Here is a 23,241-nt window from a genome sequence, read left to right on the forward strand (position 1 = left end):
CGGCCCGACCTTTGTGCCCTGAAGGCCACCATGAGGGCACCAAGGTCCCTCATGGTGGCCTTCAGGGCACGTCGCAACAGCCGGGACTGCTCAGCCGATCTGCAGCTCCGGTGAGTACAGGTCCAGCCAGTGGTACAGGTCGAGCGTCCGGTCCAGCCCGGAGCGGTCGGTCATCGACATCGTCGCCGGGTCCACTTGGGACACCCGGTGCACCCACTCGCGGTCGATCAGGTCGAACACCGGGCTGTTGGGCTCCGCCAGTGCTTCCTTGACCTGCTGCTGCAGCGCGGCGGCGTAGCCCGGGTCCTGTGTGGACGGATACGGGCTCTTCACGCGGTCGCGCACGGACTCCGGCAGCACGTGCTTGGTGGCGTGGCGCAGCAGGCTCTTCTCGCGGCCGTCGAAGGTCTTGAGCGACCACGGTGTGTTGTAGACGTACTCGACGAGCCGGTGGTCGCAGAACGGCACGCGCACCTCCAGCCCCACGGCCATCGACGCGCGGTCCTTGCGGTCGAGCAGGGCCCGGACGAACCGGGTCAGGTGGAGGTTGCAGATCGTGCGCATCCGGGCCTCGAGCCCGGATTCGCCGTCGGGGTGCTCGACGTTCGCGACCGCGGTGCGGTACTGGTCGGCCACGTAGTCTTCGACGTTCAGCTTGGCGATGACCTCGCTGGTCAGGATCGACGCCCGGCCCTCGGTCGCGCTGGTGCGGAAGGCCAGCCACGGGAAGGTGTCCGCGTTCACCGCCGCCGGGTCGTGGAACCAGCGGTAGCCGCCGAACACCTCGTCGGCCGACTCGCCGGACAGCGCCACCGTCGACTCGCCGCGGATCGCCTTGAACAGCAGGTACAGCGAGGTGTCCATGTCGCCCATCCCGGCCGGGATGTCCCGGGCGGTGATCACCTTGCGGCGCACGGCCGGGTCGCTGAGCTCGGCGGGGTTGAGCATGACGTCCTGGTGCGCCGAGCCGACCAGGTCCGCGACGTCGCGGATGAACGGCGAGTCCGGGGTGTCGCGCACCTCGTCCGGCTTGAAGTTCTCTTCCTGGCCGTAGAAGTCGACGGAGAACGTCCGCAGCTGCTCGCCCTGCTCGGCCAGCCGCGCGGCGGCGAGCCCGGTGACGGCGCTGGAGTCGAGGCCGCCGGAGAGCAGCACACACCGCGGCACGTCGGCGACCAGCTGGCGGTGGACGATGTCGGTCATCAGCTCGCGCACGCGGGCGACCGTGGTCTCCTGGTCGTCGGTGTGCGGCTTGGCGTCGAGCTTCCAGTACGTGCGGGTGCGGATGCCCTCGCGGGAGACGGTGACGATCGTGCCCGGCTCGACCTCGCTCATGCCCTGCCACAGCGACCAGCCCGGGCGCTTGGTGAACGTGAACAGCTCGCGCAGGCCGTCGGCGTCGACCACCCGCTTGGCCAGCGGGTTGGCCAGGATCGCCTTCGGCTCGGAGCCGAACAGCACGCCGTCGCGGGTCGGGTAGTAGTAGAACGGCTTGATCCCCATCCGGTCGCGGATCATCACCAGCTTTTCGTCGCGCTCGTCCCAGATCGCGAACGCGTACATGCCGTTGAGGTGGTCCACCACCGCGTCGCCCCACTGCAGGTAGCCGTGGAGGACGACTTCGGTGTCGCTGTCGGTCTCCCAGGTGTGCCCGAGCTTCGTGAGCTCTTCGCGGAGTTCGGTGAAGTTGTACGCCTCGCCGCTGTAGACCATCGCGATCTCGCCGCGCGGGGTCCGCACGCTCATGGGCTGCCGCCCGCCCGGCAGGTCGATGATGGCGAGCCGGCGGTGGCCGAGGATGACGTTGCGGCGCACCCAGGTGCCCCGGTCGTCCGGACCGCGGCAGGCCATGGTCTCGGTCATCGCGTCGGCGACTTCCTGTTGTCGTGTCAGATCAGCGTTGTAGGAAACCCAGCCGGCGATTCCGCACATCTGGTTGCCTCCAAAAAGTTGCTTAGCTCGTACAACTATCGGAAACACAGGTGTAACACGACTGGAACATCTTGTCTGCCCGAATTGCACGCTCTGTCGCCGTTCCACTACCTTCTGTGGCGTGCGTCACTGAGTGACTACGGGTAGTCATCAGCACGGTTTCCTCGAATGGCCGAGGGGTTCGCGGTGGTGGGGGTCACCTGGCGTCAAGAACGCGTAAACGGCCGTAGGGACGGCGTCAAGGAGCCGTCAGCCCCAGCCCGTCTGCCTGGGCCGGGACCGCAGAGTGACGGCACGTCCGCCGGTCACCCGACTCGGGTGACCTGTCTTGAGAGGTGCCTAGTGGCCGACTTGCTGTACGCCGTCTTGCTGATCGGCGTGTTCGTGGTGCTGGCGTTGACGCTGCGCGGGTTGGAGAAGCTGTGAGCGGCGCCTCGGCTGCGGCCAACATCGTCGGCGGTCTGCTGGCGCTGGGCCTGATCATCTACCTGTTCATCGCGCTCGTGAGGCCGGAGAAGTTCTGATGCGTCCCGACATGCTTTTTCCCGTGGAGGGACCGAAAAATGAGTGACACGACGGCCGGCCTGATCCAGGTCGGCCTCCTGCTGGTCGCGCTGGCGGTGGTCTACAAACCATTCGGCGACTACATGGCCCGGGTCTTCTCGGCCGAGAAGCACAGCCGGTTCGAGAAGGGCTTCTACAAGGTGGTCCGGGTCGACCCGGGCTCCGAGCAGCGCTGGCCGACCTACGCCGCCGGCGTCCTCGGCTTCTCACTGGTCTCGATCATCCTGCTGTACCTGTTCCAGCGCCTGCAGCCGTTGCTGCCGTGGAACTTCGGGCGCGGCTCGGTGTCGCCGGCGGTCGCGTTCAACACCGCGGTGAGCTTCGTGACCAACACGAACTGGCAGTCCTACGTCCCCGAGACGACCATGGGCCACTTCGTGCAGATGGCCGGGCTGACGGTGCAGAACTTCCTCTCCGCGGGTGTCGGCCTGGCCGTCGCGATCGCGGTGACGCGCGGGTTCATCCGCTCGCGCACCGACCGGCTCGGCAACTTCTGGGTGGACCTGACCCGTGGCACCATCCGGGTCCTGCTGCCGATGTCGTTCTTCTTCGCGATCGTGCTGATGGCGCTCGGCGTGGTGCAGAGCCTGCACTCCGGCGTCGCCGTGACGAACCCCGACGGCAGCAGCAGCACCATCGCGCTGGCCCCGGCGGCGAGCCAGGAGGCGATCAAGGAACTCGGCACCAACGGCGGCGGCATCCTCAACGCCAACTCCGCGCACCCGTTCGAGAACCCCAACGCGTGGTCGAACCTGGTGGAGCTGTTCCTGATCCTGGTCATCCCGGTCAGCCTGACCCGCACGTTCGGCAAGCTGGTGGGCAACAAGAAGCAGGGTTACGTGCTGCTGTCGGTGATGGGCCTGCTGTGGGCCGCGATGCTGGCGGTCACCTGGCTCTCCGAGACGCTGACCAACAGCCCCGCCGCGCTGGCCGCGGGCGGGAACATGGAAGGCAAGGAACAGCGCTTCGGCCTGAGCCTGACCTCGATCTTCGCTGATACCACAACCGGAACGTCCACGGGCGCGGTCAACGGCGCCCACGACAGCCTGTCCGGGCTCGGCGGCGGTGCGCCACTGCTGAACATGCTGTTCGGTGAGATCTCGCCGGGCGGCGTCGGCACCGGGCTGTACGGCATCCTCGTGATGGCGATCATCGCGATGTTCCTGGCCGGCCTGATGGTCGGGCGCACGCCGGAGTACCTGGGCAAGAAGCTCGGCAAGCGCGAGGTCACCTGCGCGGCGATCTCGATGCTGGCGATGCCCACCGTGGTGCTGATCGGCTCGGGGATCGCGCTGATGATGCCGGACACCTTGGGTGCGCTGGGAAACAGCGGCGCGCACGGGCTGTCCGAGATCCTCTACGGCTACGCGTCCACCGGTAACAACAACGGCAGCGCGTTCGGCGGGCTGACCGCGACGAGCAACTGGTTCCAGTCCTCGTTCGCGGTGGCGATGCTGCTCGGCCGGCTCGTCCCGATCATCGCGGTGCTGTGCCTGGCCGGCTCGCTGGCCTCGCAGAAGAAGGTCCCGGAGACCGCCGGCACGCTGCCCACCACCGGGCCGCTCTTCGGCACGATGCTCACCGGCACCATCGTGCTCGTTGCGGCTCTCACCTTCATCCCCGCGCTTGCGCTCGGGCCCATCGCGGAGGCGTTGGCATGACAGTCACGGAAGAACGGACCCCAGTGGAGGGTCAGCAGCACCACGCGGAGAACGCGGGCCGCGTCGGTGCGGGGGTGTTCAGCCCGCGGCAGCTCTGGACGTCGCTGCCGGACGCGCTGCGCAAGCTGAACCCGAAGCACCAGCTGAAGAACCCGGTCATGTTCGTGGTGTGGGTCGGCTCGGCGCTGACCACCGTCTTCGCGATCACCGACCCGAGTGTGTTCACCATCCTGATCGCGATCTGGCTCTGGTTCACCGTGCTGTTCGCGAACCTGGCCGAGGCCGTCGCCGAAGGGCGTGGCAAGGCGCAGGCCGAGTCGCTGCGGAAGTCCAAGAAGGAGACGGTCGCGCGGCGGCTGACCGAGGACGGCTCCGAGGAGCGCGTGCCGGGCGTGGACCTGCGGATCGGCGACCTCGTGGTGGTCGAGGCCGGGGAGATCATCCCGGGCGACGGCGACGTCGTCGAGGGCATCGCGACCGTCGACGAGTCGGCCATCACCGGCGAGTCGGCCCCGGTCATCCGCGAGTCGGGCGGCGACCGCTCGGCCGTCACGGGCGGCACCACGGTGCTGTCCGACCGGGTCGTCGTGAAGATCACCACCAAGCCGGGTGAGTCCTTTGTGGACCGCATGATCGCGTTGGTGGAGGGTGCTTCGCGGCAGAAGACGCCGAACGAGATCGCGCTGACGATCCTGCTCGCCACGCTCACGATCATCTTCCTGCTCGCCGTGGTGGCGCTGCAGCCGATGGCGTCGTACTCGGGCAGCGAGCAGTCGGTGGTCGTGCTGACCGCGCTGCTGGTCTGCCTCATCCCGACGACGATCGGCGCGCTGCTGAGCGCGATCGGCATCGCGGGCATGGACCGGCTGGTGCAGCGCAACGTGCTCGCCACGTCAGGCCGCGCGGTGGAGGCCGCGGGCGACGTCTCGACCCTGCTGCTCGACAAGACCGGCACCATCACCTTCGGCAACCGCAAGGCCACCGAGCTGATCCCGGTCGGCGAGTCCAGCAAGGACGACCTCGCCCGCGCGGCCCGGCTCTCCAGCCTCGCCGACGGCACGCCCGAGGGCCGCAGCATCGTCGAGCTGATCACCCGCGACCACGGCCTGCCGGGTCAGGCGGACGAGGACGAGAAGCTCGCCGAGTTCGTGCCGTTCACGGCGCAGACCCGGATGAGCGGCATCGACGTCGGCGGGCGCCAGGTCCGCAAGGGCGCCACCGCGTCCGTGCGCCAGTGGGTGCGCGAGCGCGGCGGCGACATGCCGGACGAGACCGAGCGCGTGGTCGACGCCATCAGCCAGCAGGGCGGGACCCCGCTGGTGGTCGCCGAGACCGACGGCGGACGGGCGTTCGTACGCGGCGTGATCCGGCTGTCCGACGTGGTCAAGCCGGGCATGAAGGAACGCTTCGTCGAGCTGCGCACGATGGGCATCAAGACGGTGATGATCACCGGCGACAACCCGCTCACCGCCAAGGCCATCGCCGAGGACGCGGGCGTCGACGACTACCTCGCCGAGGCCAAGCCCGAAGACAAGATGGCGCTGATCAAGAAGGAGCAGGAGGGCGGCCGGCTGGTCGCGATGACCGGTGACGGCACGAACGACGCGCCCGCGCTGGCCCAGTCGGACGTCGGCGTCGCGATGAACACCGGCACGTCGGCCGCGAAGGAGGCCGGCAACATGGTCGACCTCGACTCCGACCCGACGAAGCTGATCGAGATCGTGGAGATCGGCAAGCAGCTGCTGATCACCCGCGGCGCGCTGACGACGTTCAGCGTGGCCAACGACCTGGCGAAGTACTTCGCCATCCTGCCGGCGATGTTCACCGGCATCTTCGCCCAGCTGGGCGCGCTGAACATCATGCACCTGGCCACGCCGAAGTCGGCGATCCTGAGCGCGGTCATCTTCAACGCGCTGATCATCGTCGCGCTGATCCCGCTGGCCCTGCGCGGCGTGCGGTACCGGCCTTCGTCGGCGTCCGCGCTGCTGCGGCGCAACCTGCTGATCTACGGCCTCGGCGGGATCGTCAGCCCGTTCCTCGGGATCTGGGTGATCGACCTGCTCGTGCGGCTCATTCCGGGAATCGGGTGAAGAACGTGAACACCATGGTGAAACAGACGTTGGCGGGCCTGCGGGTCCTCATCGCGATGACAGTGCTGCTCGGGCTGATCTACCCGCTCGCGGTGTGGGCGGTCGGGCGGATCCCCGGACTCGAGTCGAACGCCGAGGGCTCGATCGTCACGCAGAACGGCCAGGCCGTGGGCTCGTCGCTGATCGGGGTCGACCCGGTCGCGGCGGACCCGGCGCACGACCCCTGGTTCCACAACCGGCCCTCGGCGGGCTCGAAGGACGCGCTCGGCCCCGGCGACCCGTCGACCTCCGGCTCGTCCAACAAGGGCCCGTACAACGAGGACCTGGTGAAGACCATCACCGAGCGGAAGGACGCCATCGCGAAACGGGAGGGCGTCAGCCCCGCCCAGGTGCCGGCCGACGCGGTCACCGCTTCGGCGTCCGGCCTGGACCCGTCGATCAGCGTGGCCTACGCGGACCTGCAGATCGCCCGCGTCGCCCGGAACACCGGACTGGCCGAGGACAAGGTCCGGCAGCTGGTCGAGGCGAACACCTCGGGCGCCGGGATCGGCGTGCCCGGTGTGAACGTGCTCAAGCTCAACTTGGCCGTGCATTCGGCCGCACCTGGAGCACACTGACAGCGTGAGCACAGAAACCGGGCCGGAGAAAGAAAGGCCCTCGAAGCCGCGCCGGGGAGAGTTGCGTATCTACCTCGGCGCGGCGCCGGGCGTCGGCAAGACCTTCGCCATGCTGGGCGAGGCGAGGCGGCGGGCCGAGCGCGGCACGGACGTGGTCGTCGGGCTCGTCGAGACGCACGGCCGCAAGAAGACCGCGGACCTGCTCGACGGGCTCGAGGTCGTGCCCCGGCGCACCGTGACCCACCGCGGGCACGAGTTCGCCGAGATGGACCTCGAGGCGATCCTGGCGCGCAAGCCCGAGGTCGTGGTGGTCGACGAACTGGCGCACACCAACGTGCCGGGCGCGCGCCACGAGAAGCGCTGGCAGGACGTCGACGAGCTGCTCTCGATGGGCGTCGACGTGCTGTCCACGGTCAACGTGCAGCACCTGCAGAGCCTGAACGACGTGGTCGAGCGCATCACCGGCGTCGCGCAGCAGGAGACGGTGCCGGACGAGGTGGTGCGCCGGGCCGAGCAGCTGGAGCTGGTCGACATCACCCCCGAGGCGCTGCGACGGCGGCTCGCGCACGGCAACGTCTACCCGGCCGAGCGGATCGACGCCGCGCTCGGCAACTACTTCCGCCCCGGCAACCTCACCGCGCTGCGCGAGCTGGCGCTGCTGTGGGTCGCCGACCAGGTGGACGTCGCGCTGCAGCGTTACCGCGCCGAGCAGAAGATCACCGACACCTGGGAGGCCCGCGAGCGCGTGGTCGTCTCGGTCACCGGCGGCCCGGAGAGCGAGACGCTGATCCGGCGCGCGAGCCGGATCGCCACGCGCGCGGGCGCGGAGCTGCAGATCGTGCACGTGCTCAGCGGCGACGGCCTGTCCGGGCGGTCCTCGTTCAAGACCGGCCCGGGTGCCATGGCCCGCTCCCGCACGCTCGCGGACGAGGTCGGCGCCACCTTCCACACGGTCGTCGGCGACGACGTGCCGACCGCGCTGCTCGACTTCGCCCGCGGCGTCAACGCGACGCAGCTGGTGATCGGCACCTCGCGGCGCTCGCGGGTGGCGCGGCTGTTCGACGAGGGCATCGGCGCCGCGGTGGTCCAGCAGTCCGGCTCGATCGACGTGCACATAGTCACCCACTCCTACGCGGGCGGGCGGCTGCGCGCGCGGTTCGGCAACAGCCCGCTGGCCCCGTCCCGGCTGGTCGTCGGCTGGGTGCTCAGCATCCTGCTGCCGCTGGTCGCGACCGGGCTCGGCGTGCTGCTGCGCGACGCGGTGGAGTTCTCCACCGACGTGATCCTCTACGTGCTCGCGACAGTGATCGTCGCGCTCGTCGGCGGGCTCGGCCCGGCACTGCTCGCGGCCGTGTTCGGGGCCGGACTGCTGAACTTCTTCTTCACGCCCCCGCTGTACACGCTGAACGTGCACAGCCCGCAGAACGTGGTCACGCTCGTCGCGATGATCGTGGTCGCCGTGCTGGTGGCACTGGTCGTCGCGTCGGCGGCGCGGCGGGGGAGCCAGGCGGCGCGGGCGCGGACGGAGGCGTCGCTGCTCGCGTCCTACGCCCGGACTGTGCTGACCCACGCCGATCCGATCGAGAAGCTGCTGGCGAAGGTGCGGGAGAACTTCGGCCTGACTTCGGTGACGCTGCTGGAGAAGCGGGACGGCGACTGGAAGAAGGTCGCCGCGGCGGGCCAGCACCCGTGCGCCGACCCGGACGAGGCCGATGTGGACATCGCCGTGACCGCCGACGTCCACCTGACGTTGCGTGGCCGGGCGCTGCCGGCGTCGGACCGGCGGGTGCTGGAGGCCGTGGCCGGGCAGGCGCTGCTCGCGCTGCGCCAGCAGCGGATGGCGGCCGCGGCGGCCGCCGCCGAGCGCAAGGCCGAGGCGACGGAGCTGCGCACCACGCTGCTCTCGGCCGTCGGGCACGACCTGCGCACGCCGTTGACCTCCATCAAGGCCGCCATCGGCAGCCTGCGCGCGCCGGACCTTTCACTGTCCGATGAGGACACCGGCGAGCTGATGGAGGCCATCGAGGAGTCGGCCGACCGGCTGGCCGGGCTGATCGACAACCTGCTGGACTCCTCGCGCCTGGCCACCGGCGCCGTGCGGCCGCACCTGCGCCCGGTGGGCTACGACGAGGTGCTCGCGCACGCACTGTCCAACGTGGACAACTCGCGCGGGGTGAAGGTCGCGGTGGACGCGCGGCTGCCGTCGGTGCTCGCCGACCCCGGCCTGCTGGAGCGGGTGATCGCGAACGTGCTCGACAACGCGCTGCGCCACGGCGGGACTCCGGTCTCGGCCCGGGCGAGCGCGCACTCGGACCACGTGGAGCTGCGGATCGTCGACCACGGGCGCGGGCTGCGGAAGGGCACGGCGGACTCGGCGTTCGCGCCGTTCCAACGGCTCGGCGGCGACCGGGACTCGGCGCCCGGCGTGGGGCTCGGGCTGTCCGTCGCCAAGGGCTTCACCGAGGCGATGGGCGGCGCCATCCGCGCCGAGGACACCCCCGGCGGCGGGCTGACCGTGGTGATCTCGCTGCCCGCCTACACCGGGCAGCATCCGGACAAGGACCTGCTCTTGATCGACCAGGCCGTGGAACAGGAGGCGCTGTGAGCACACCATCGCGTCAGCTCGCTCGCTGTGCCGACCGGGTGCGGGTGTCCCGCAATAGCACAGGAGGCGCTGTGAGCACACCATCGCGTCAGCTCGCTCGCTGTGCCGACCGGGTGCGGGTGTCCCGCAATAGCACAGGAGGCTGGTCTTGAGTCCCGATAGAGCGGCCACCGTGCTGGTGGTGGACGACGAGCCGCAGATCGTGCGGGCGCTGCGGATCAACCTGACCGCCCGTGGTTACAAGGTGATCACCGCGCACGACGGCACGGCGGCGCTCAAGGCCGTCGCGGAGACGAAGCCGGACGTCGTGGTGCTGGACCTCGGCTTGCCGGACCTCGACGGCACCGAGGTGATCGCGGGGCTGCGCGGCTGGACGACGGTGCCGATCATCGTGCTGTCCGCGCGCGGTGACTCGGCCGACAAGGTGCAGGCGCTCGACGCGGGCGCGGACGACTACGTGACCAAGCCCTTCGGCATGGACGAGCTGCTGGCCCGGCTGCGCGCCGCGGTGCGCCGCTCGGCCGTCGCCGGTTCGGACGGCGCGGAGGCGGTGGTGGACACCGGCTCGTTCACCATCGACCTGGCGGCGAAAAAGGTCCGCCGCGACGGCCGCGAGGTCCACCTGACCAAGACCGAGTGGGGCGTGCTGGAGCTGCTGGTCCGCAACCGCGGCCGGCTGGTGGCGCAGAAGCAGTTGCTGCACGAGGTGTGGGGCCCGTCGTACGAGACGGAGTCGCACTACCTGCGCGTGTATCTGGCCCAGCTGCGGCGGAAGCTGGAGCCCGAGCCTTCGCGGCCGCGGCATCTGCTGACCGAGCCCGGCATGGGCTACCGGTTCGAGGTCTGACGTCCAACGCCGTCAAGGCCTCCTTACCTACGCTCAAGGTAGGTAAGGAGGCCTTGACGGCGTTTCAGTGTTTCAGTGTTTCAGCGCCCGGAGTTCGAGGGCGCGGTGTCCGAAGTGGACGAGTTGCCGGTGGTTCGGCTGGTGCTGCTCGGCGGCTCGCCGCTGGTGCTGCCACCGCCGCCGTTGCTGCTGCTCGGCGGGTCCGACGACGGGGGAGACGTCGGCGGCTTCGACGAGTCCGAAGTCGGCGGCGGGGTGACGGTGTGTGAGGACGGCGGCGGGTCGCTCCGCCCGGTCGTCGTCTCCACCGGTCCGCCTCCACCCGGCGGCGGGTTGTTGCCAGGGCCGGGATTGGCCGGCGGGGTGACGACCGAGGTGGTCGGGACGCCGTCGGCGCCGACGGACACCACCGTGGTCGGGGCGGACGGCGCGGTGGAGCCGTCCGGGCTGGACGGTCCGGTCGCCGGGGCGCCCGGGACCGCGTTGCCCGTCACCACCTGCGAGCTGCCCGGCAGGGTGCCCTGGCCGCCGCCGGGGACGTTCGTGCTGTCGGCCGCCGTGCTGCCCGGGCCCGCCAGTTCGGCGACCGCGGCGAACGCCGTGGCGACGACCAGGCCGCTCACGCCGAGGATGGCGTAACCGGCGCGGCTCATGATGCCGCTCGCGCCCTTCGGCGGGGCGACGGAGATTCGGGTGCTCGGATCCGGCCCGTCGGGACGGGACATGCAGGCTCCTTACGGGATGTGACGCTGGAAGTCGTGAAGCACTTCGATCCGGGCGTTCCACCTGGTCCGTACGCAGTGGACTCCCTGGACTGCAGTGGCCCTGGACGCTGACCTCGGCGGGGAGGTTATCACCGGCCATGCCCCATTCGCGCAGCTATCGACCGGAGGCGGTCACTGTCCGCAGCCGAGCGCCTCCGGCAGAATGGGATGGTGAGTGAAAAAGAAACACCCGTCCGGCTGGCGGCCTGGGTGCACGGACAGGTCCAGGGCGTCGGTTTCCGCTGGTGGACTCGGAGCCGCGCGCTGGAACTCGGCCTGATCGGCTTCGCCAGGAACCTGCCGGACGGTCGTGTTGAGGTGGTAGCGGAGGGTATACGAGACCACTGTGAGCGGCTGTTGGCCGCACTTCGATCGGGGAAATCACCCGGAAGCGTGGATCACGTGGTCGAACGCTGGGCGGCGGCCAAGGGCGGCCTCACGGGTTTCACCGAGCGCTGACCCGCGCCGGGCGCCGGCGGGCTGGTTGTGACGCGTGGGGACAGAGGGGTTGCCGTGGTGTCACGTTCTGTGCTAGGCGCGCCCGGGCCCGGCGGCCTCCCACGGTGACGGCGGGTGCCCAGGTAGCCTGGACCGATTGAAGAGCCAGTACCCGAGGCCAGAGGGGTCCGCACCACGTGCACCTGAAAAGCTTGACGCTGAAGGGCTTCAAGTCCTTCGCCTCGGCGACCACGCTGCGCTTCGAGCCCGGGATCACCTGTGTGGTCGGGCCGAACGGCTCGGGCAAGTCCAACGTTCTGGACGCGCTGCGCTGGGTCATGGGCACCCAGGGCGCGAAGGACCTGCGCGGCGGCAAGATGGAAGACGTCATCTTCGCCGGCACCACGGGCCGGGCCCCGCTGGGGCGGGCCGAGGTCACGCTCACCATCGACAACGCCGACGGCGCGCTGCCCATCGAGTACGGCGAGGTCTCCATCACCCGCCGGATGTTCCGCGACGGCGCGAGCGAGTACGAGATCAACGGCGACCGCTGCCGGCTGATGGACGTCCAGGAGCTGCTGTCGGACTCCGGCATCGGCCGGGAGATGCACGTCATCGTCGGGCAGGGGCAGCTGGCGGCGATTCTCGAGTCGAAGCCCGAGGAGCGCCGCGCGTTCATCGAAGAGGCCGCGGGCGTGCTGAAACACCGCAAGCGCAAGGAACAGACCCTGCGCAAGCTCGCGAACATGCAGGGCAACCTCGACCGGCTCGGCGACCTCACCACGGAGCTGCGCCGCCAGCTCAAGCCGCTGGGCAAGCAGGCCGAGATCGCGCGCAAGGCGCAGTGGGTCCAGTCGGAGCTGCGGGACTCGCGGCTGCGCCTGTTCGCCGACGACCTGGTCACCCAGCGCGGCTCCATCGCCAGGGAAGAGGCCGACGAGCGCACCGCCCGCCAGCGCCGCGCCGAGGTGGAGCAGACGCTGGAGGTCGCCGCCGCCGAGGAGACCGAGCTGGAGGCCTCGCTCGCCGAGGACGCGCCGAAGCTGCAGAGCGCCCAGGAGACCTGGTACAAGCTTTCCGCGCTGGCCGAGCGCCTGCGCGGCACCGTGCGGCTGGCCGTGGAACGTCAGCGGCACCTGTCCTCCGACGTCGCCGCGCCCACCGGCGGCCGTGACCCGGAGGAGCTGCTGGCCGAGGCCGAGCAGGTGGCCGAGCGGGAGCAGGAGCTCAACGAGGCCGTCATGGAGGCCCGTGAGCTGCTGGCCGAAACCGTGCTGCGGCGCGAAGACCTCGAACAGCGGGTGCAGGCCGCCGAGCGCGCGCACTGGGCCGCCGTCCGCGCGATCGCCGACCGGCGCGAGGGCATGGCCAAGCTGACCGGCCAGGTCGAGGCGCTGCGCAGTAAGAACGGCGCGACCGCCGACGAGATCGACCGCCTGACCGTCTCCCTCGAAGAGTCCGCCGAGCGCGCCGAGATCGCGGTCGAGGAGCTGGAAGAGGCGCAGGCCGAGGGCGGGGTCGAGGAGTCCGACGACGCCGACCTGATGCAGCGGCACGACCGCGCGGTCGAGGCCAACAACGCCGCCAAGGCCCGCGTCGAGGAGCTGGTGAAGGCCGAGCGTGGCTCCGAGCGCGAGATCGCTTCGGAGCGGGCGCGGGTCGAGGCGCTGTCGATGGGCCTCAAGCGCAAGGACGGCGCGGGCGCGCTGCTGGGCGCGTCCCACGAGCTGCCCGGCCTGCTGGGCTCGGTCGCCGCGCTGCTGACGGTCGAGCCGGGGCATGAGGTGGCGCTGGCCGCCGCGCTCGGGCCGGTGGCCGACGCCGTCGCCGTGGCGGGCGGGGAACAGGCGCTGCACGCGCTGAAGTACTTGAAGGACACCGATTCCGGCCGCGCGGGCATCGTGCTCGGCGGCTACGCGTCCATAGTGGACACAAGTTCCTGGCCGGCGCTGCCGTACGGCGCGCGCTGGGCCCGCGAGGTGGTCAACGCGCCGGAACAGCTGCGCCCCGCCGTCGAGCACGCGCTCGACAAGCTGGCGCTGGTGAACGGGCTGGAGGCGGCGCGGCAGCTCGTCGCGAGTTACCCGGACGTGCGCGCGGTGACGGCCGAGGGCGACGTCTTCGGCGCCAGCTGGGTGGCCGGCGGGTCCGCGGCGCGCGAGAGCGTGATCGAGGTCCAGGCCGCGGTCGACGAGGCGGGGGAGCGGCTGCGCACGGCCGAGCGCGCGCTGGAGCGGTTCACCGCCGAGCTGGAGGGCGCCCGCGCCGAGCAGCAGGCCCGTCGTGAAGAGGTCGGCCAGGCCAAGGACGCCCTCGGCGACGCGAAGGTCCGCAAGGCACGCTCGTCGGAGCGGCTCAACCGGATGCAGCAGGCCGTGCGGTCCGCGCAGGCCGAGGTCGAGCGGTTCACCGGCCAGCGCGCGAAGGTCGAGCAGAGCCGCGAGCAGGCGCTGGCCCAGCTGGCCGAGCTGGAGGAGCGGCTCACCGCCGTCGCCGAGCAGCCGGTGGAGGACGACCCGGACACCGCCGAGCGCGATGAGGCCGTGGCGCAGCTGACCGTGGTCCGGCAGGAGGAGATGGAGGCGCGGCTCGCGCAGCGCACCTCCGAGGAGCGGGCGCGCAGCATCGCCGGACGCTCCGAATCGCTCCGCCGTGCCGCGCACGCCGAGCAGCAGGCCCGTGAGCGGCTGGCGAAGGCGCGCGAGGCCCGTGAGCGCGGCGCCGAGATCGCGAACGCCGTGGTCGACGCCGGTGAGCTGGCGTTGGAGCGGATCGAGCACTCCGTGCAGCGCGCGGCCGCCGAGCGCGACGAGGCCCAGGCCCAGCGGCAGACGCGCGAAACGGCGTTGACCGCCGTCCGCGGCAAGGTCCGCGAGCTGTCCGGCGAACTGGAGAAGCTGACCGACGCCGTGCACCGCGACGAGGTGCTGCGCGCCGAGCAGCGGCTCCGGCTGGAGACGCTCGAGACCAAGATCGCCGAGGACTTCGGCATCGGCCTGGAGGACCTGGTCACCGAGTACGGCCCGGACGTGCCGGTGCCGCCGAGCGCCGGCGAGATGGCCGAGTACGAAGCGGCGAAGGAGCGCGGCGAGGACGTCACGCCGCCGCCCCCGATGCCGTACGACCGCGACACGCAGGCCCGCCGCGCCAAGCGCGCGGAGAAGGACCTGACGCTGCTGGGCAAGGTCAACCCGCTGGCGCTGGAGGAGTTCGCGGCGCTGGAGGAGCGGTACAAGTTCCTGTCCACCCAGCTGGAAGACCTCAAGGACACCCGCAAGGACCTCGAGGCGGTGATCCGGCAGGTGGACGAGAAGATCCTGGAGGTCTTCGCCGCGGCCTACGCCGACGTCGCCCGCGAGTTCGAGACGGTGTTCAGCGTGCTGTTCCCCGGCGGCGAGGGCCGGATGGTGCTCACCCAGCCGAACGACCTGCTGGCCACGGGCGTCGACGTCGAGGCGCGGCCGCCGGGCAAGAAGGTCAAGCGGCTCTCGCTGCTCTCCGGTGGCGAGAAGTCGCTGGTGGCGGTGGGCATGCTGGTCGCGATCTTCCGCGCCCGCCCGTCACCCTTCTACGTGATGGACGAGGTCGAGGCGGCACTGGACGACACCAACATGCGCCGGCTGATCGGGTTGCTGGAGCAGCTGCGGGACTCTTCGCAGCTGATCATCATCACCCACCAGAAGCCGACCATGGAGATCGCCGACGCGCTCTACGGCGTGAGCATGCAGGGCGACGGCATCACCAAGGTGATCTCGCAGCGGCTGCGGGCCGCCGACGAGGAGCGGGTCCCGGCTTCCTGAGCAGAGCAACAAAGGAGGGCTTCCCACGGCATAGCCGGGAGGCCCTCCTTTGTTGTCCGGAAACGAGTTTGACGCAGCAGCGAGAAGAAAATCGTAAATAGCTAGGACATAGATGACTATAGCGTTTGCGTCTTGCTTCGGGTGTATTCGGCCGAAGCGTTCTCCCGTTGGCTCCAAGATCGGTTACTGTTGCCTGTCACCAATTGCAGACACTGGCATCGAGGGGGACTCGTGCGGGCGAATCAGGTAGGCAGGACTCGGCAGGTTCCACAACTGCGCGCCGGAATGCGGCGACTGCTCGTTTACATCGGCGAATGACCGTCCTCGCAGAGCCGGTCGTGTTGCCGGCCGCGGTGTTCAGTACCGCGTGGACCATGCTCGATCTGGGCGACCCGCATCCGATTTTTGGCGTTGGCCGGTTCTGGTCTGACGAATCCGCGCGCTGGGAGCAGCACGTCGCGGCTATGGCTTTCCTCGCTCGAACCGGGCTGGCCGCGGAGGAGGCCCTGGCGCCGCGCTGGCGGGCCACGTTGCAGGTGCTCGGCCATGCCGAACAGGAATGTTTCGGCTGGAGCGAACTGCAGAACGGCAACCGCGGCGCGGCGATAGCGGTGCGGCAGGGGCAAGATGCCGTGTTGGCCAAGGTATACGACGGCTTGGTCGAGCTGCACCCGATCCCGGCCACGCGGCTGGCCACCGCCCTTCACGACACGCTGCCGCCGCTGCCCGCCGCTGCGATTCGGCCGGTCGCTGTCGAGCCGCGTTCGGAAACGGCGGATCCGTTCGAAGACGGCACAGATCGCGAGTATTTGTCCGCTGTGCTGAGGAACCGGCAGCTCGGCGTGCATCAGCTGTACTCGGCCGTACGCACCGGCCGGGACCGCCGGGTCGGCGGTCCGATCACTGTCGTAGACCTGGAGATCGGCCGCGTGCTGACCTACCGCCGCGAAAACGACCGCACCGAACTGATTCCCGGTGGTCCGCCTGCGGTCGTGAAAGTCCTGAATGACATCTGCGATGCGCTCTGACGACCGTGGTCGCCCCAGTACTCGGTACCGGGGCGACCACGGCAGGTGCTCAGGTGCCGAGCGTCGGGGGAACGGGCCGGAAGCCGGTTTCCGGATCGATGGCGGTTTTCTCGTCGGCGAACAGGTCAACGTCGAGCACGTACTTGCGTTCGTGCTCAGCGTCTTCCTCGCCCTTCTTGCCGCCGCGGCCCATGCCACCGCCCATTCCGGGTGAGCCGTTGCGGGCGCTCGCGGCACCGCCCGCGCCGGGGCCGCGAGCGCCCGCAGCGCCCGGTTCGTTGCCGCCGATGCCGGAGCGTGCTCCTGCGCCGTTCTGACCACCGGAGCCCGATCCGCCGGAACCTGATCCGCCCGGGCCGAAGCCACCTGCCGACCCGCCAGGGCCGAACCCGCTGACCGGATCGAACCCTCCGGATCCGCCCGGCCCGAAGGTGCCCGAACCGCCGGACCCGAACCCGCCTGCGTTGCCAGGACCGGATCCGCCCGAGCCGCCGGGGAGATTCGGTGGCTGGTAAGAGGAAGTGGTGGTGTTGTCCGGCCCGGACGCGACGGGCACGTTCTGCGGCCGATAGCCGGGCCGGGGCCCGTTCGGCGAGGAGGTCGGCGAGTTCGGTCCACCGGGGCCTTGGGTGCGGGGCGGGCCTGAGTAACCGCCGCTCGGCTCGGACGGCCCGTGCGAAGTCGGCTTGACCGGTGGCTTGGCGGGCGGCTGCTCGGCCAAGGAGACGTCGCCGCCGTCGTATTTCCCGATGACGCCGTAGTCAGCCCTGAGCTGGCCGGAGTTGCTTTGGCTTTCGGTGGCGAAGGCGTTGTAGGTGTCGAGGTTCTTCTGCGCCGCGTCGATGTAGGCGGACGACTTCACGAGCATGTCGACGTTGGTGAAGCCGACGGTCTGGCCAGGTGCGAGGGACGGCTTCGGCGGCATCGCGGCGATCTGGTTGCGCAGGTTCTCGTGCATCGCGAGGCCGGCGGCGTGGGTGTCTTCGTTGCCCAGGAATGTCTGATGCGCGTCGATCATCGAGTCGCGCATCTTCTGCATCCGCGAGCGCGCGAGGTCGGCACCCTCGCCCTGCCAGGACGACTCCATGTTGCTCATCAGTGAGGTCATCTGCTGGCTGAGCGCCTCTTGTTTGGTGGCGAGGCCGTGAGAGAGGTCGACGCCGTCTTGCCAGCCGGACGAGTCGGACTGCTGAAGTTGCTGGACGATCTGGTCGATCGGCACCTGGGGCGGCTGGCTCGCCTGCCATTGCTGTGCCGTCAGCTTCGCCGCTTCCAGCCAGTCCATGTCAGCGCCCCGCTTTCTGCTTCAGTGTGGTGGCTACGTCGCCGGCGATCTCCGCGGCGATCTTGCAGGCGTCGGATGTGCTGTTGGCCGCGACTGTCAGGCTGACCTCGAATCGGAGATTGTCTGCGACTCCGACCGCGACGTTGCAGAACGATGAGACAGGTCCTGGTTTGTCGGAGTAGCCGACGGCAGGGAACCCTTGAATGGGTGGCAGCACGTCGAACCGCTTCATGGACTGCTGGGTCTGGCTGTAGACCGGGCTCAAGCCATCTTCATGCTGGCTCATGAAGGAAATCACCAACAGCGCGCCGACCTGCGGGGCAGACCAGTGGCATGCGCGAGCGAACTTCGACAGGTCGCCGCGCGTGCCTGTGATACCTGGGCCTACATCGACCTTCAGCTGTTCCGGTGTCAGTGCGTCGCATGGGTCGCCGGCGAGTGTGCTGTCAGGCAGCGGGTTGTCGACTTTTGGTGCACCGCCGTAAGGGGGCGCGGGTTCGCTCTGCGAGGTGGAACTGCTGGGTGCGGGCGCAGGAGAGCCGGCGGTGGTGGTCGAGCAGGCGCTCAGCAGCAACGCAGAGACGGTGGCCAAAAGGAGCCATGTGTGGGAAGCGGTCGGGGTTTTCATGCGCCCATACCTTCGAATCGGCCGCGCTGTTCGCTGTCGTTGTTCACGGTGATATGCAGTGCCTTTGAGATGCGGTCGATGAGTTCGTTGACATAGCCGAGTTGCAGGTCGATGTGGCCACCGCCGTAGGAGAAGGCGCCAAGCTTGCTGCCATCGCCAACACGGGCGTGGTGCATGGCCGCGGTCGCCGGGTCTTGTGATGGAGCCTTCATCGCGCAGAGCGTGGTGACTGTGTAGTGCATCTCGTTCAGCGAGTCCCGTACCTGGATGAGTCCGGCGAGGGTCTTCTTGGCCTCGTCCGGGCTCATTGAGAACCCGGGCTGGCTGGACCCGGACGTGCCTGTGCCCATGACGGTGAAGGCGACGTCTTCCCACATGGCTGCCCCCTCGGCAACGCTCAAAAATTGCGGCTTCGACGCATCACCGTATCCGATCACTCACTCGTTGTGGGCAGGTTGTGGCAATTCCTGAAAACAAGACATAAATGCTTAGGATGCTATTTCTATAGACATAAAAGCTATTCGATAAAACTGCCGCTCACCGCACAAGGGCCGCCCCGAAGGGCGGCGCTTGTGCGGTGGAGTGGTGGCAGCGTCAGACGACAGCCTTCTGCGGCTCCTCGGCTTCGGCTGCGTGCGTAGGGGCGAGTGGGACGAGGGGCGAACATGACTACCGCGTCGGGCTGCCGGGCCTTCTTGATCCCCACCCGTCACCCTTCTCCGTGACGGACGAGGTCGAGGCGGCGCTCGACGACACCGCCACGCCCGGGCTGCTGGACTCCTGGCAGCGGCTGCGTGCCACCGAGGAGCAGCTGGTTCCGCCTTCCTGATCCGGTTCGCCCCGGCGGGGGATTCGTGCCCGAAGGGGCAAGATGCGCGGTCCATCCGCCGCACTGATCAACTGACCGGTGCGGCAGGCGTCTTCCTGGACGTTCGAAGAACTTGGTGGCGGTAAGTCCAGGAGGGGAACAGAAAATGCGCAAGTTGGTGGCCCGTACGGTGATTTCCGGTTCGTTGCTCGGCGTCGCTCTGACGATCGCCGCGTGCGACGGCGGCGCGCAGGCAGCGCAGCCGTTCGCGACGTCGGCCGCGCCGACCGCCACGTCTTCGGCCCCGGCCCCGTCGACCACGGCTTCCGCCGTGCCCACACAGCCGCAGGCCCGCGCACCCAAGCCCACGCCGTCGGGACGGCAGGCCGAGGGCGCCTCCGCGGACAAGCAGAAGGCCGCGTTGCCGAAGCGGGGCGAGCTCGGCAAGACGGTCGACTGCGGCAAGATCGACGGCCCCACCGGGAAGATCGACGTGGTGGCCGAGGCGATGCCCGCCGGGACGGTCGGCTGCACCGAGGCGATCGACGTGCTCTCCGACTACCTGGCCCAGGCGCCCACCAAGTCCCAGGGAACCGCGCACGTCCTGGACGTCGACGGCTGGCAGTGCGCCTACGACGGCGGCGCCGTCGGAAGCGGCCTGATCGGCTGCGGCGGCAAGGGTCTTTCGTTCCACGGACAGCCCTGAAAGGCCCTGCCGGGAATCAGTTGTTCCGCCCTCGGAACGGGTAAGAACGGGTACGAATCGGTCGGATCGGCTGTCCGCGCCGGGCCCGGAGCTGGTTATGTCGGCGGTGCCCGGTCGCGTGAGTTCCCCGCCGCGGCCGGGCGCACTCGCGACGTTCTCAGAAGAAAGGTCCTTCAGCGAACATGTCTTCACTCGTCAAGAGAATGGCCATCGGTGCCACCGCGGCCCTCGCGCTGGCCGTCACGGTTCCGGCCGGCTCGGCCTTCGCCGCCGGTCAGCTCGCCTGCGACGGCCGGACCGATTTCCTCCGGCTGTCCCTCGCGGGCGGAAACCCTTGGGACGGCAGTGACACCGCGTGCTTCGCCAATCCCGGCGCGGTGGGCGTCGACCTTTCCGGGGTCACCCGGATCGACTCCGGCAACAACGTGGTGACCGTCTACTGGGACGGCGGCCGGACCGATCTGGGGAAGTGGGAGGCGCGCGATCTGAACTTCGTGCACGCCCGGCAGGTCGTCATCTACTGATTCCCGCGAAACGGCCCGGCGTCCGCAGAGACGCCGGGCCGTTTTCGGGGTCAGCTGGCCGAATCCGCGGGCTCGGCCGCCACTTCCGCGACCTTCGGGTCCTCGCCCCGGTGCCGCAGCGCGAGCAGCCCGCCGACGATCATCGAGATCAGCACGCCGACGAAGGTGTACCAGTAGGTGGCGAGCGGCACGAGCGTCTTCGTCGCCGCGCCGAACTGGATGTGCACCGCCGTCGTGGTCTTGTCGAACTTGACGAACAGGATCAGGAACGCCATGCCGACCACCGAGCAGGCGAACGCGACCACCGCGTCGGACTGCCGCGCCTTCTTGACCACCAGGCCGAGGAAAAACGCGCCGAGCAGCGCGCCGTAGGTGTAGCCGACGATGCCGAGGCCCTGCTGGATCACCGGGTCCTTCGAGTTGGTGAACAGCGAGGCGAAGATCGCGAACACCACGGCCCAGATGAGTGTCCACATGCGACCGTGGCGTAGCAGCTTCGAGTCCTCCACCGTGCGCTTGGTGAAGCGCTGGTAGAGGTCGGCGATGGTCGAGGTGGACAGCGCGTTCAGCGCCGAGGCCAGCGCGCCCATGGTGGACGCGAGGATGCCCGCGATCAGCAGCCCGGCCAGCCCCACCGGCAGGTCGTTGACGATGAAGTTGGAGAACACGTCGTCGCCGGACATCTTCCCGGCCGCGACGGCGGTGGCGGTCGCGCCCGTCTTCCCGCCCGTGTACACCCACAGCATCGCGCCCACCACCAGGAACAGCGCGAACTGGATGAACACCACGATCGACGAGCCGATCAGCGCGCGCTGCCCGTCGCGCAGGCTCTTGGTCGACAGCAGCCGCCCGACGATCAGCTGGTCCGCGCCGTGCGACGCCATCGACAGGAAGGCGCCGCCGACCACGGCGCCGATGAACGCGTAGGGGCTGGTGATGATGTTCGACGCGAAGTCGGTGAGCTGGAAGCGGCCCTGGCCCGAGGCGATCGAGGTCCAGCCGTCCGGCAGCTTCGTGGACAGGAAGATGACCGCGCCGATCGCGCCGAGGATGTAGAGCGACCACTGGATCACGTCGACCCAGATCACCGACTTGATGCCGCCGACGAACGCGTAGATCAGGGTCAGCGCGGTCAGCAGCACCACGATGTGCCAGTAGGCGGTGTGGATGCCGTAGTGGTCGAGGATCGCCTTGATCGGGATGGCCCCCGCGAACAGCCGCAGGCCCTCGGCCAGCAGCCGGGTCACCACGAACGTCACCGACGCCGTGCCCTGCAGCCCGCGCCCGAAGCGGCGGCCCAGGAACTCGTACGCGCTGACGTAGTTGCCCCGGAAGTAGCGGGGCAGCAGCACGAACGCCGCGACGAGGCGGCCCAGGATGTAGCCGAAGGCCACCTCCAGGAACAGGAACGCGCTGCCGAAGACCAGGCCGGGCGTGGAGATGACGGTGAGCGTGGACGTCTCGGTGGCCACCACCGAGAGCGTCACCGCCCACCAGGGCATGCTGCGCTCACCGACGAAGTAGTCGTTCGCGGACTTCTGTCTGCGCCCGACCAGCACGCCGATGATCGGCATCGCCGCCAGGTACACGATGACGATCACCAGATCGACTGGGTTCATGGACTTCTCCTACCGTCGTGCGCCAACTTCCGCGACCCGTAACCGGGTCACAGTGCCCCCCAGTGGGGCCGGAAGGTTCAAGGGGCCGGCGCCGGGCGTCAGCGCGCCGAGCAGCCGCGGCCCGCGCGCGCCGGTGGCGGACGGCAGCGTGGCCGGGACGCCGCACCAGCTCAGCCAGCCGAGCAGCGTGGTCAGGTACGCCTCCTTGCCCGCGCCGGGCAGGCCGAGGTCGTCGCTGGTCCGCAGCGCGACGCCGGGCAGCCGCCGTGCCAGCGCCGCCATCACCGCGGGGTTCGCGATCCCGCCGCCGGACGCGACGACCGTGGCGGCGCCGTGCCGGCGGCACTCCGCGGCCACGGTGACGGCCGTCAGCTCGGTGAGGGTGGCGAGCAGGTCTTCGGCGGACAGCGGCGGCAGACCGTCGAGCGCGGTGTCGAGGTAACCGCTGTGGAAGTGCTCCTTGCCGGTGGATTTCGGTGGTGCGGCGGCGAAGTACGGGTCGGCGAGCAGCCGGTCGAGCAGGTCCGGGCGCACGGTGCCGGCGAGGGCGAGGGCGCCGTCGAAGTCCGCGTGCTGCGCCCCGGCGGTGACGCGGGCTGCGGCCAGATCGAGCAGCGCGTTGGCCGGGCCGGTGTCGTAGGCGAGCACGGCGGTGCCGGCAGTGTCGGCTGTGCCGGTCTTGCTGCCGACGACGGTGATGTTCGCGATCCCGCCGAGGTTCAGCGCGGCCACCGGGCGCCCGGTCTCTTCGGCGAGGCCGCGCAGCCACAGCGCGTCGAGCGTGCTCGCCAGGGGAGCGCCCTGCCCGCCCGCGGTGATGTCGCGGATGCGCAGGTCGGCGATCACCGGCACGCCCGTCCGCTCCGCGATCCACGCGGGCTGGCCCAGCTGCAGCGTGCCGAGGGCGACGCCGCCGGAAACCCAGTGGTAGACGGTCTGGCCGAGCGAGGCGATGACGTCCACCGGCCCGTAGCGCTCGATGCCCAGGCGGGCGGCTTCGGCGAAGGCCTGCCCGACCAGCGTGTCGAGGACGGTCAGCTGCTCGGCGCTGCTGGGCCGGGGCGGCAGGGCGCCGAGCAGGCCGTCGCGCAGCTCCTCGGCGTAGGGCACGTCGAGTTCGCCGAGCGGGGTGAGGACCACGGTGTCCCCGTCGGCACGCAGGTCCGCCACGGCGACGTCGATGCCGTCGACCGAGGTCCCGGACAGCAGCCCGAGAACCCGGAATCCGTGTCCGGTGTGCGTAGTCATCCGGAGTGGTTTAGCCAAGCCGTCCCGGAGGCGCAAGCCGGGCGGTGAAGTCTTGGCCGAATCGGAACTCGGCCCGT

The 23,241-nt window shown here is 69.7% G+C and carries 18 protein-coding genes; 11 read left to right on the forward strand and 7 right to left on the reverse strand.

All coding sequences use genetic code 11. The annotated features are described in order from the left end of the window. Positions 1–90 precede the first annotated feature (90 nt). On the reverse strand, positions 91–1,932 hold the full coding sequence (gene asnB, locus OG943_RS47170) for an asparagine synthase (glutamine-hydrolyzing) (protein ID WP_328607371.1): 1,842 nt from the start codon (positions 1,930–1,932) through the stop codon (positions 91–93). Positions 1,933–2,354: 422 nt separating this feature from the next. Between asnB and kdpF the strand changes: the two genes are divergently transcribed. The 6 genes from kdpF (at position 2,355) to OG943_RS47200 (ending at position 10,316) form a co-directional block, all read left to right on the forward strand. Further along, positions 2,355–2,456 carry a K(+)-transporting ATPase subunit F gene (gene kdpF, locus OG943_RS47175; RefSeq protein WP_328607372.1) on the forward strand — a complete coding sequence of 34 codons (102 nt, stop codon included), beginning with the start codon at positions 2,355–2,357 and terminating at the stop codon, positions 2,454–2,456. A 39-nt stretch (positions 2,457–2,495) separates the two neighbouring features. Next, entirely contained in the window at positions 2,496–4,157 is a 1,662-nt protein-coding gene (gene kdpA / locus OG943_RS47180) for a potassium-transporting ATPase subunit KdpA (RefSeq protein ID WP_328607373.1), read from the forward strand. After that, a complete protein-coding gene (gene kdpB, locus OG943_RS47185; RefSeq protein WP_328607374.1) occupies positions 4,154–6,247 on the forward strand; it encodes a potassium-transporting ATPase subunit KdpB in 2,094 nt (697 codons plus the stop codon). Before kdpA ends, kdpB begins: the two co-directional genes overlap by 4 nt. 5 nt (positions 6,248–6,252) lie before the next feature. After that, positions 6,253–6,864, forward strand: coding sequence for a potassium-transporting ATPase subunit C (locus tag OG943_RS47190; protein ID WP_328607375.1), 612 nt, complete (start codon positions 6,253–6,255; stop codon positions 6,862–6,864). Positions 6,865–6,868: 4 nt separating this feature from the next. Further along, on the forward strand, positions 6,869–9,469 hold the full coding sequence (locus OG943_RS47195) for a sensor histidine kinase KdpD (RefSeq protein ID WP_328607376.1): 2,601 nt from the start codon (positions 6,869–6,871) through the stop codon (positions 9,467–9,469). A 148-nt stretch (positions 9,470–9,617) separates the two neighbouring features. Beyond that, entirely contained in the window at positions 9,618–10,316 is a 699-nt protein-coding gene (locus OG943_RS47200; RefSeq protein WP_091623547.1) for a response regulator, read from the forward strand. 80 nt (positions 10,317–10,396) lie between these two features. Here OG943_RS47200 and OG943_RS47205 read toward each other — a convergent pair whose 3' ends face one another. Further along, a complete protein-coding gene (locus tag OG943_RS47205; protein ID WP_328607377.1) occupies positions 10,397–11,041 on the reverse strand; it encodes a hypothetical protein in 645 nt (214 codons plus the stop codon). Positions 11,042–11,248: 207 nt separating this feature from the next. Here OG943_RS47205 and OG943_RS47210 point away from each other — a divergent pair, with 207 nt between their 5' ends. From OG943_RS47210 to OG943_RS47220, 3 genes are all read left to right on the forward strand, one after another. Beyond that, entirely contained in the window at positions 11,249–11,539 is a 291-nt protein-coding gene (locus OG943_RS47210) for an acylphosphatase (RefSeq protein WP_328607378.1), read from the forward strand. Positions 11,540–11,715: 176 nt separating this feature from the next. Beyond that, complete coding sequence (smc, locus tag OG943_RS47215) at positions 11,716–15,318, forward strand: chromosome segregation protein SMC (RefSeq protein WP_328607379.1); 3,603 nt, start codon at positions 11,716–11,718, stop codon at positions 15,316–15,318. Positions 15,319–15,632: 314 nt separating this feature from the next. Further along, positions 15,633–16,346, forward strand: coding sequence for an ESX secretion-associated protein EspG (locus OG943_RS47220; protein WP_328607380.1), 714 nt, complete (start codon positions 15,633–15,635; stop codon positions 16,344–16,346). A gap of 49 nt (positions 16,347–16,395) precedes the next feature. On the opposite strand, the gene OG943_RS47225 is transcribed toward OG943_RS47220, so the two are convergent. Genes OG943_RS47225 through OG943_RS47235 form a run of 3 tightly spaced genes read right to left on the reverse strand, consistent with a single transcriptional unit; the run spans position 16,396 to position 18,696 of the window. After that, on the reverse strand, positions 16,396–17,631 hold the full coding sequence (locus tag OG943_RS47225; RefSeq protein WP_328607381.1) for a hypothetical protein: 1,236 nt from the start codon (positions 17,629–17,631) through the stop codon (positions 16,396–16,398). Position 17,632: 1 nt separating this feature from the next. Then, positions 17,633–18,259: a DUF3558 domain-containing protein gene (locus OG943_RS47230; protein ID WP_328607382.1), complete on the reverse strand. Its 627-nt coding sequence runs from the start codon at positions 18,257–18,259 to the stop codon at positions 17,633–17,635. Continuing rightward, the gene (locus tag OG943_RS47235; RefSeq protein ID WP_328607383.1) at positions 18,256–18,696 is read right to left on the reverse strand and encodes a hypothetical protein; all 441 of its coding nucleotides are present in this window, start codon (positions 18,694–18,696) and stop codon (positions 18,256–18,258) included. The genes OG943_RS47230 and OG943_RS47235 overlap by 4 nt, the downstream gene beginning before the upstream one ends. Positions 18,697–19,233: 537 nt before the next feature. Between OG943_RS47235 and OG943_RS47240 the strand changes: the two genes are divergently transcribed. Continuing rightward, positions 19,234–19,773 carry a hypothetical protein gene (locus OG943_RS47240; RefSeq protein WP_328607384.1) on the forward strand — a complete coding sequence of 180 codons (540 nt, stop codon included), beginning with the start codon at positions 19,234–19,236 and terminating at the stop codon, positions 19,771–19,773. A gap of 182 nt (positions 19,774–19,955) precedes the next feature. After that, entirely contained in the window at positions 19,956–20,297 is a 342-nt protein-coding gene (locus tag OG943_RS47245; RefSeq protein WP_328607385.1) for a beta/gamma crystallin domain-containing protein, read from the forward strand. 50 nt (positions 20,298–20,347) lie between these two features. On the opposite strand, the gene OG943_RS47250 is transcribed toward OG943_RS47245, so the two are convergent. After that, positions 20,348–21,916, reverse strand: a complete 1,569-nt coding sequence (locus tag OG943_RS47250; protein ID WP_328607386.1) for a sodium:solute symporter — start codon at positions 21,914–21,916, stop codon at positions 20,348–20,350. A 9-nt stretch (positions 21,917–21,925) separates the two neighbouring features. Further along, positions 21,926–23,164: an anhydro-N-acetylmuramic acid kinase gene (locus tag OG943_RS47255; RefSeq protein WP_328607387.1), complete on the reverse strand. Its 1,239-nt coding sequence runs from the start codon at positions 23,162–23,164 to the stop codon at positions 21,926–21,928. Positions 23,165–23,241: the final 77 nt, after the last annotated feature.

Source organism: Amycolatopsis sp. NBC_00345, from assembly GCF_036116635.1.
Lineage (GTDB): Bacteria > Actinomycetota > Actinomycetes > Mycobacteriales > Pseudonocardiaceae > Amycolatopsis.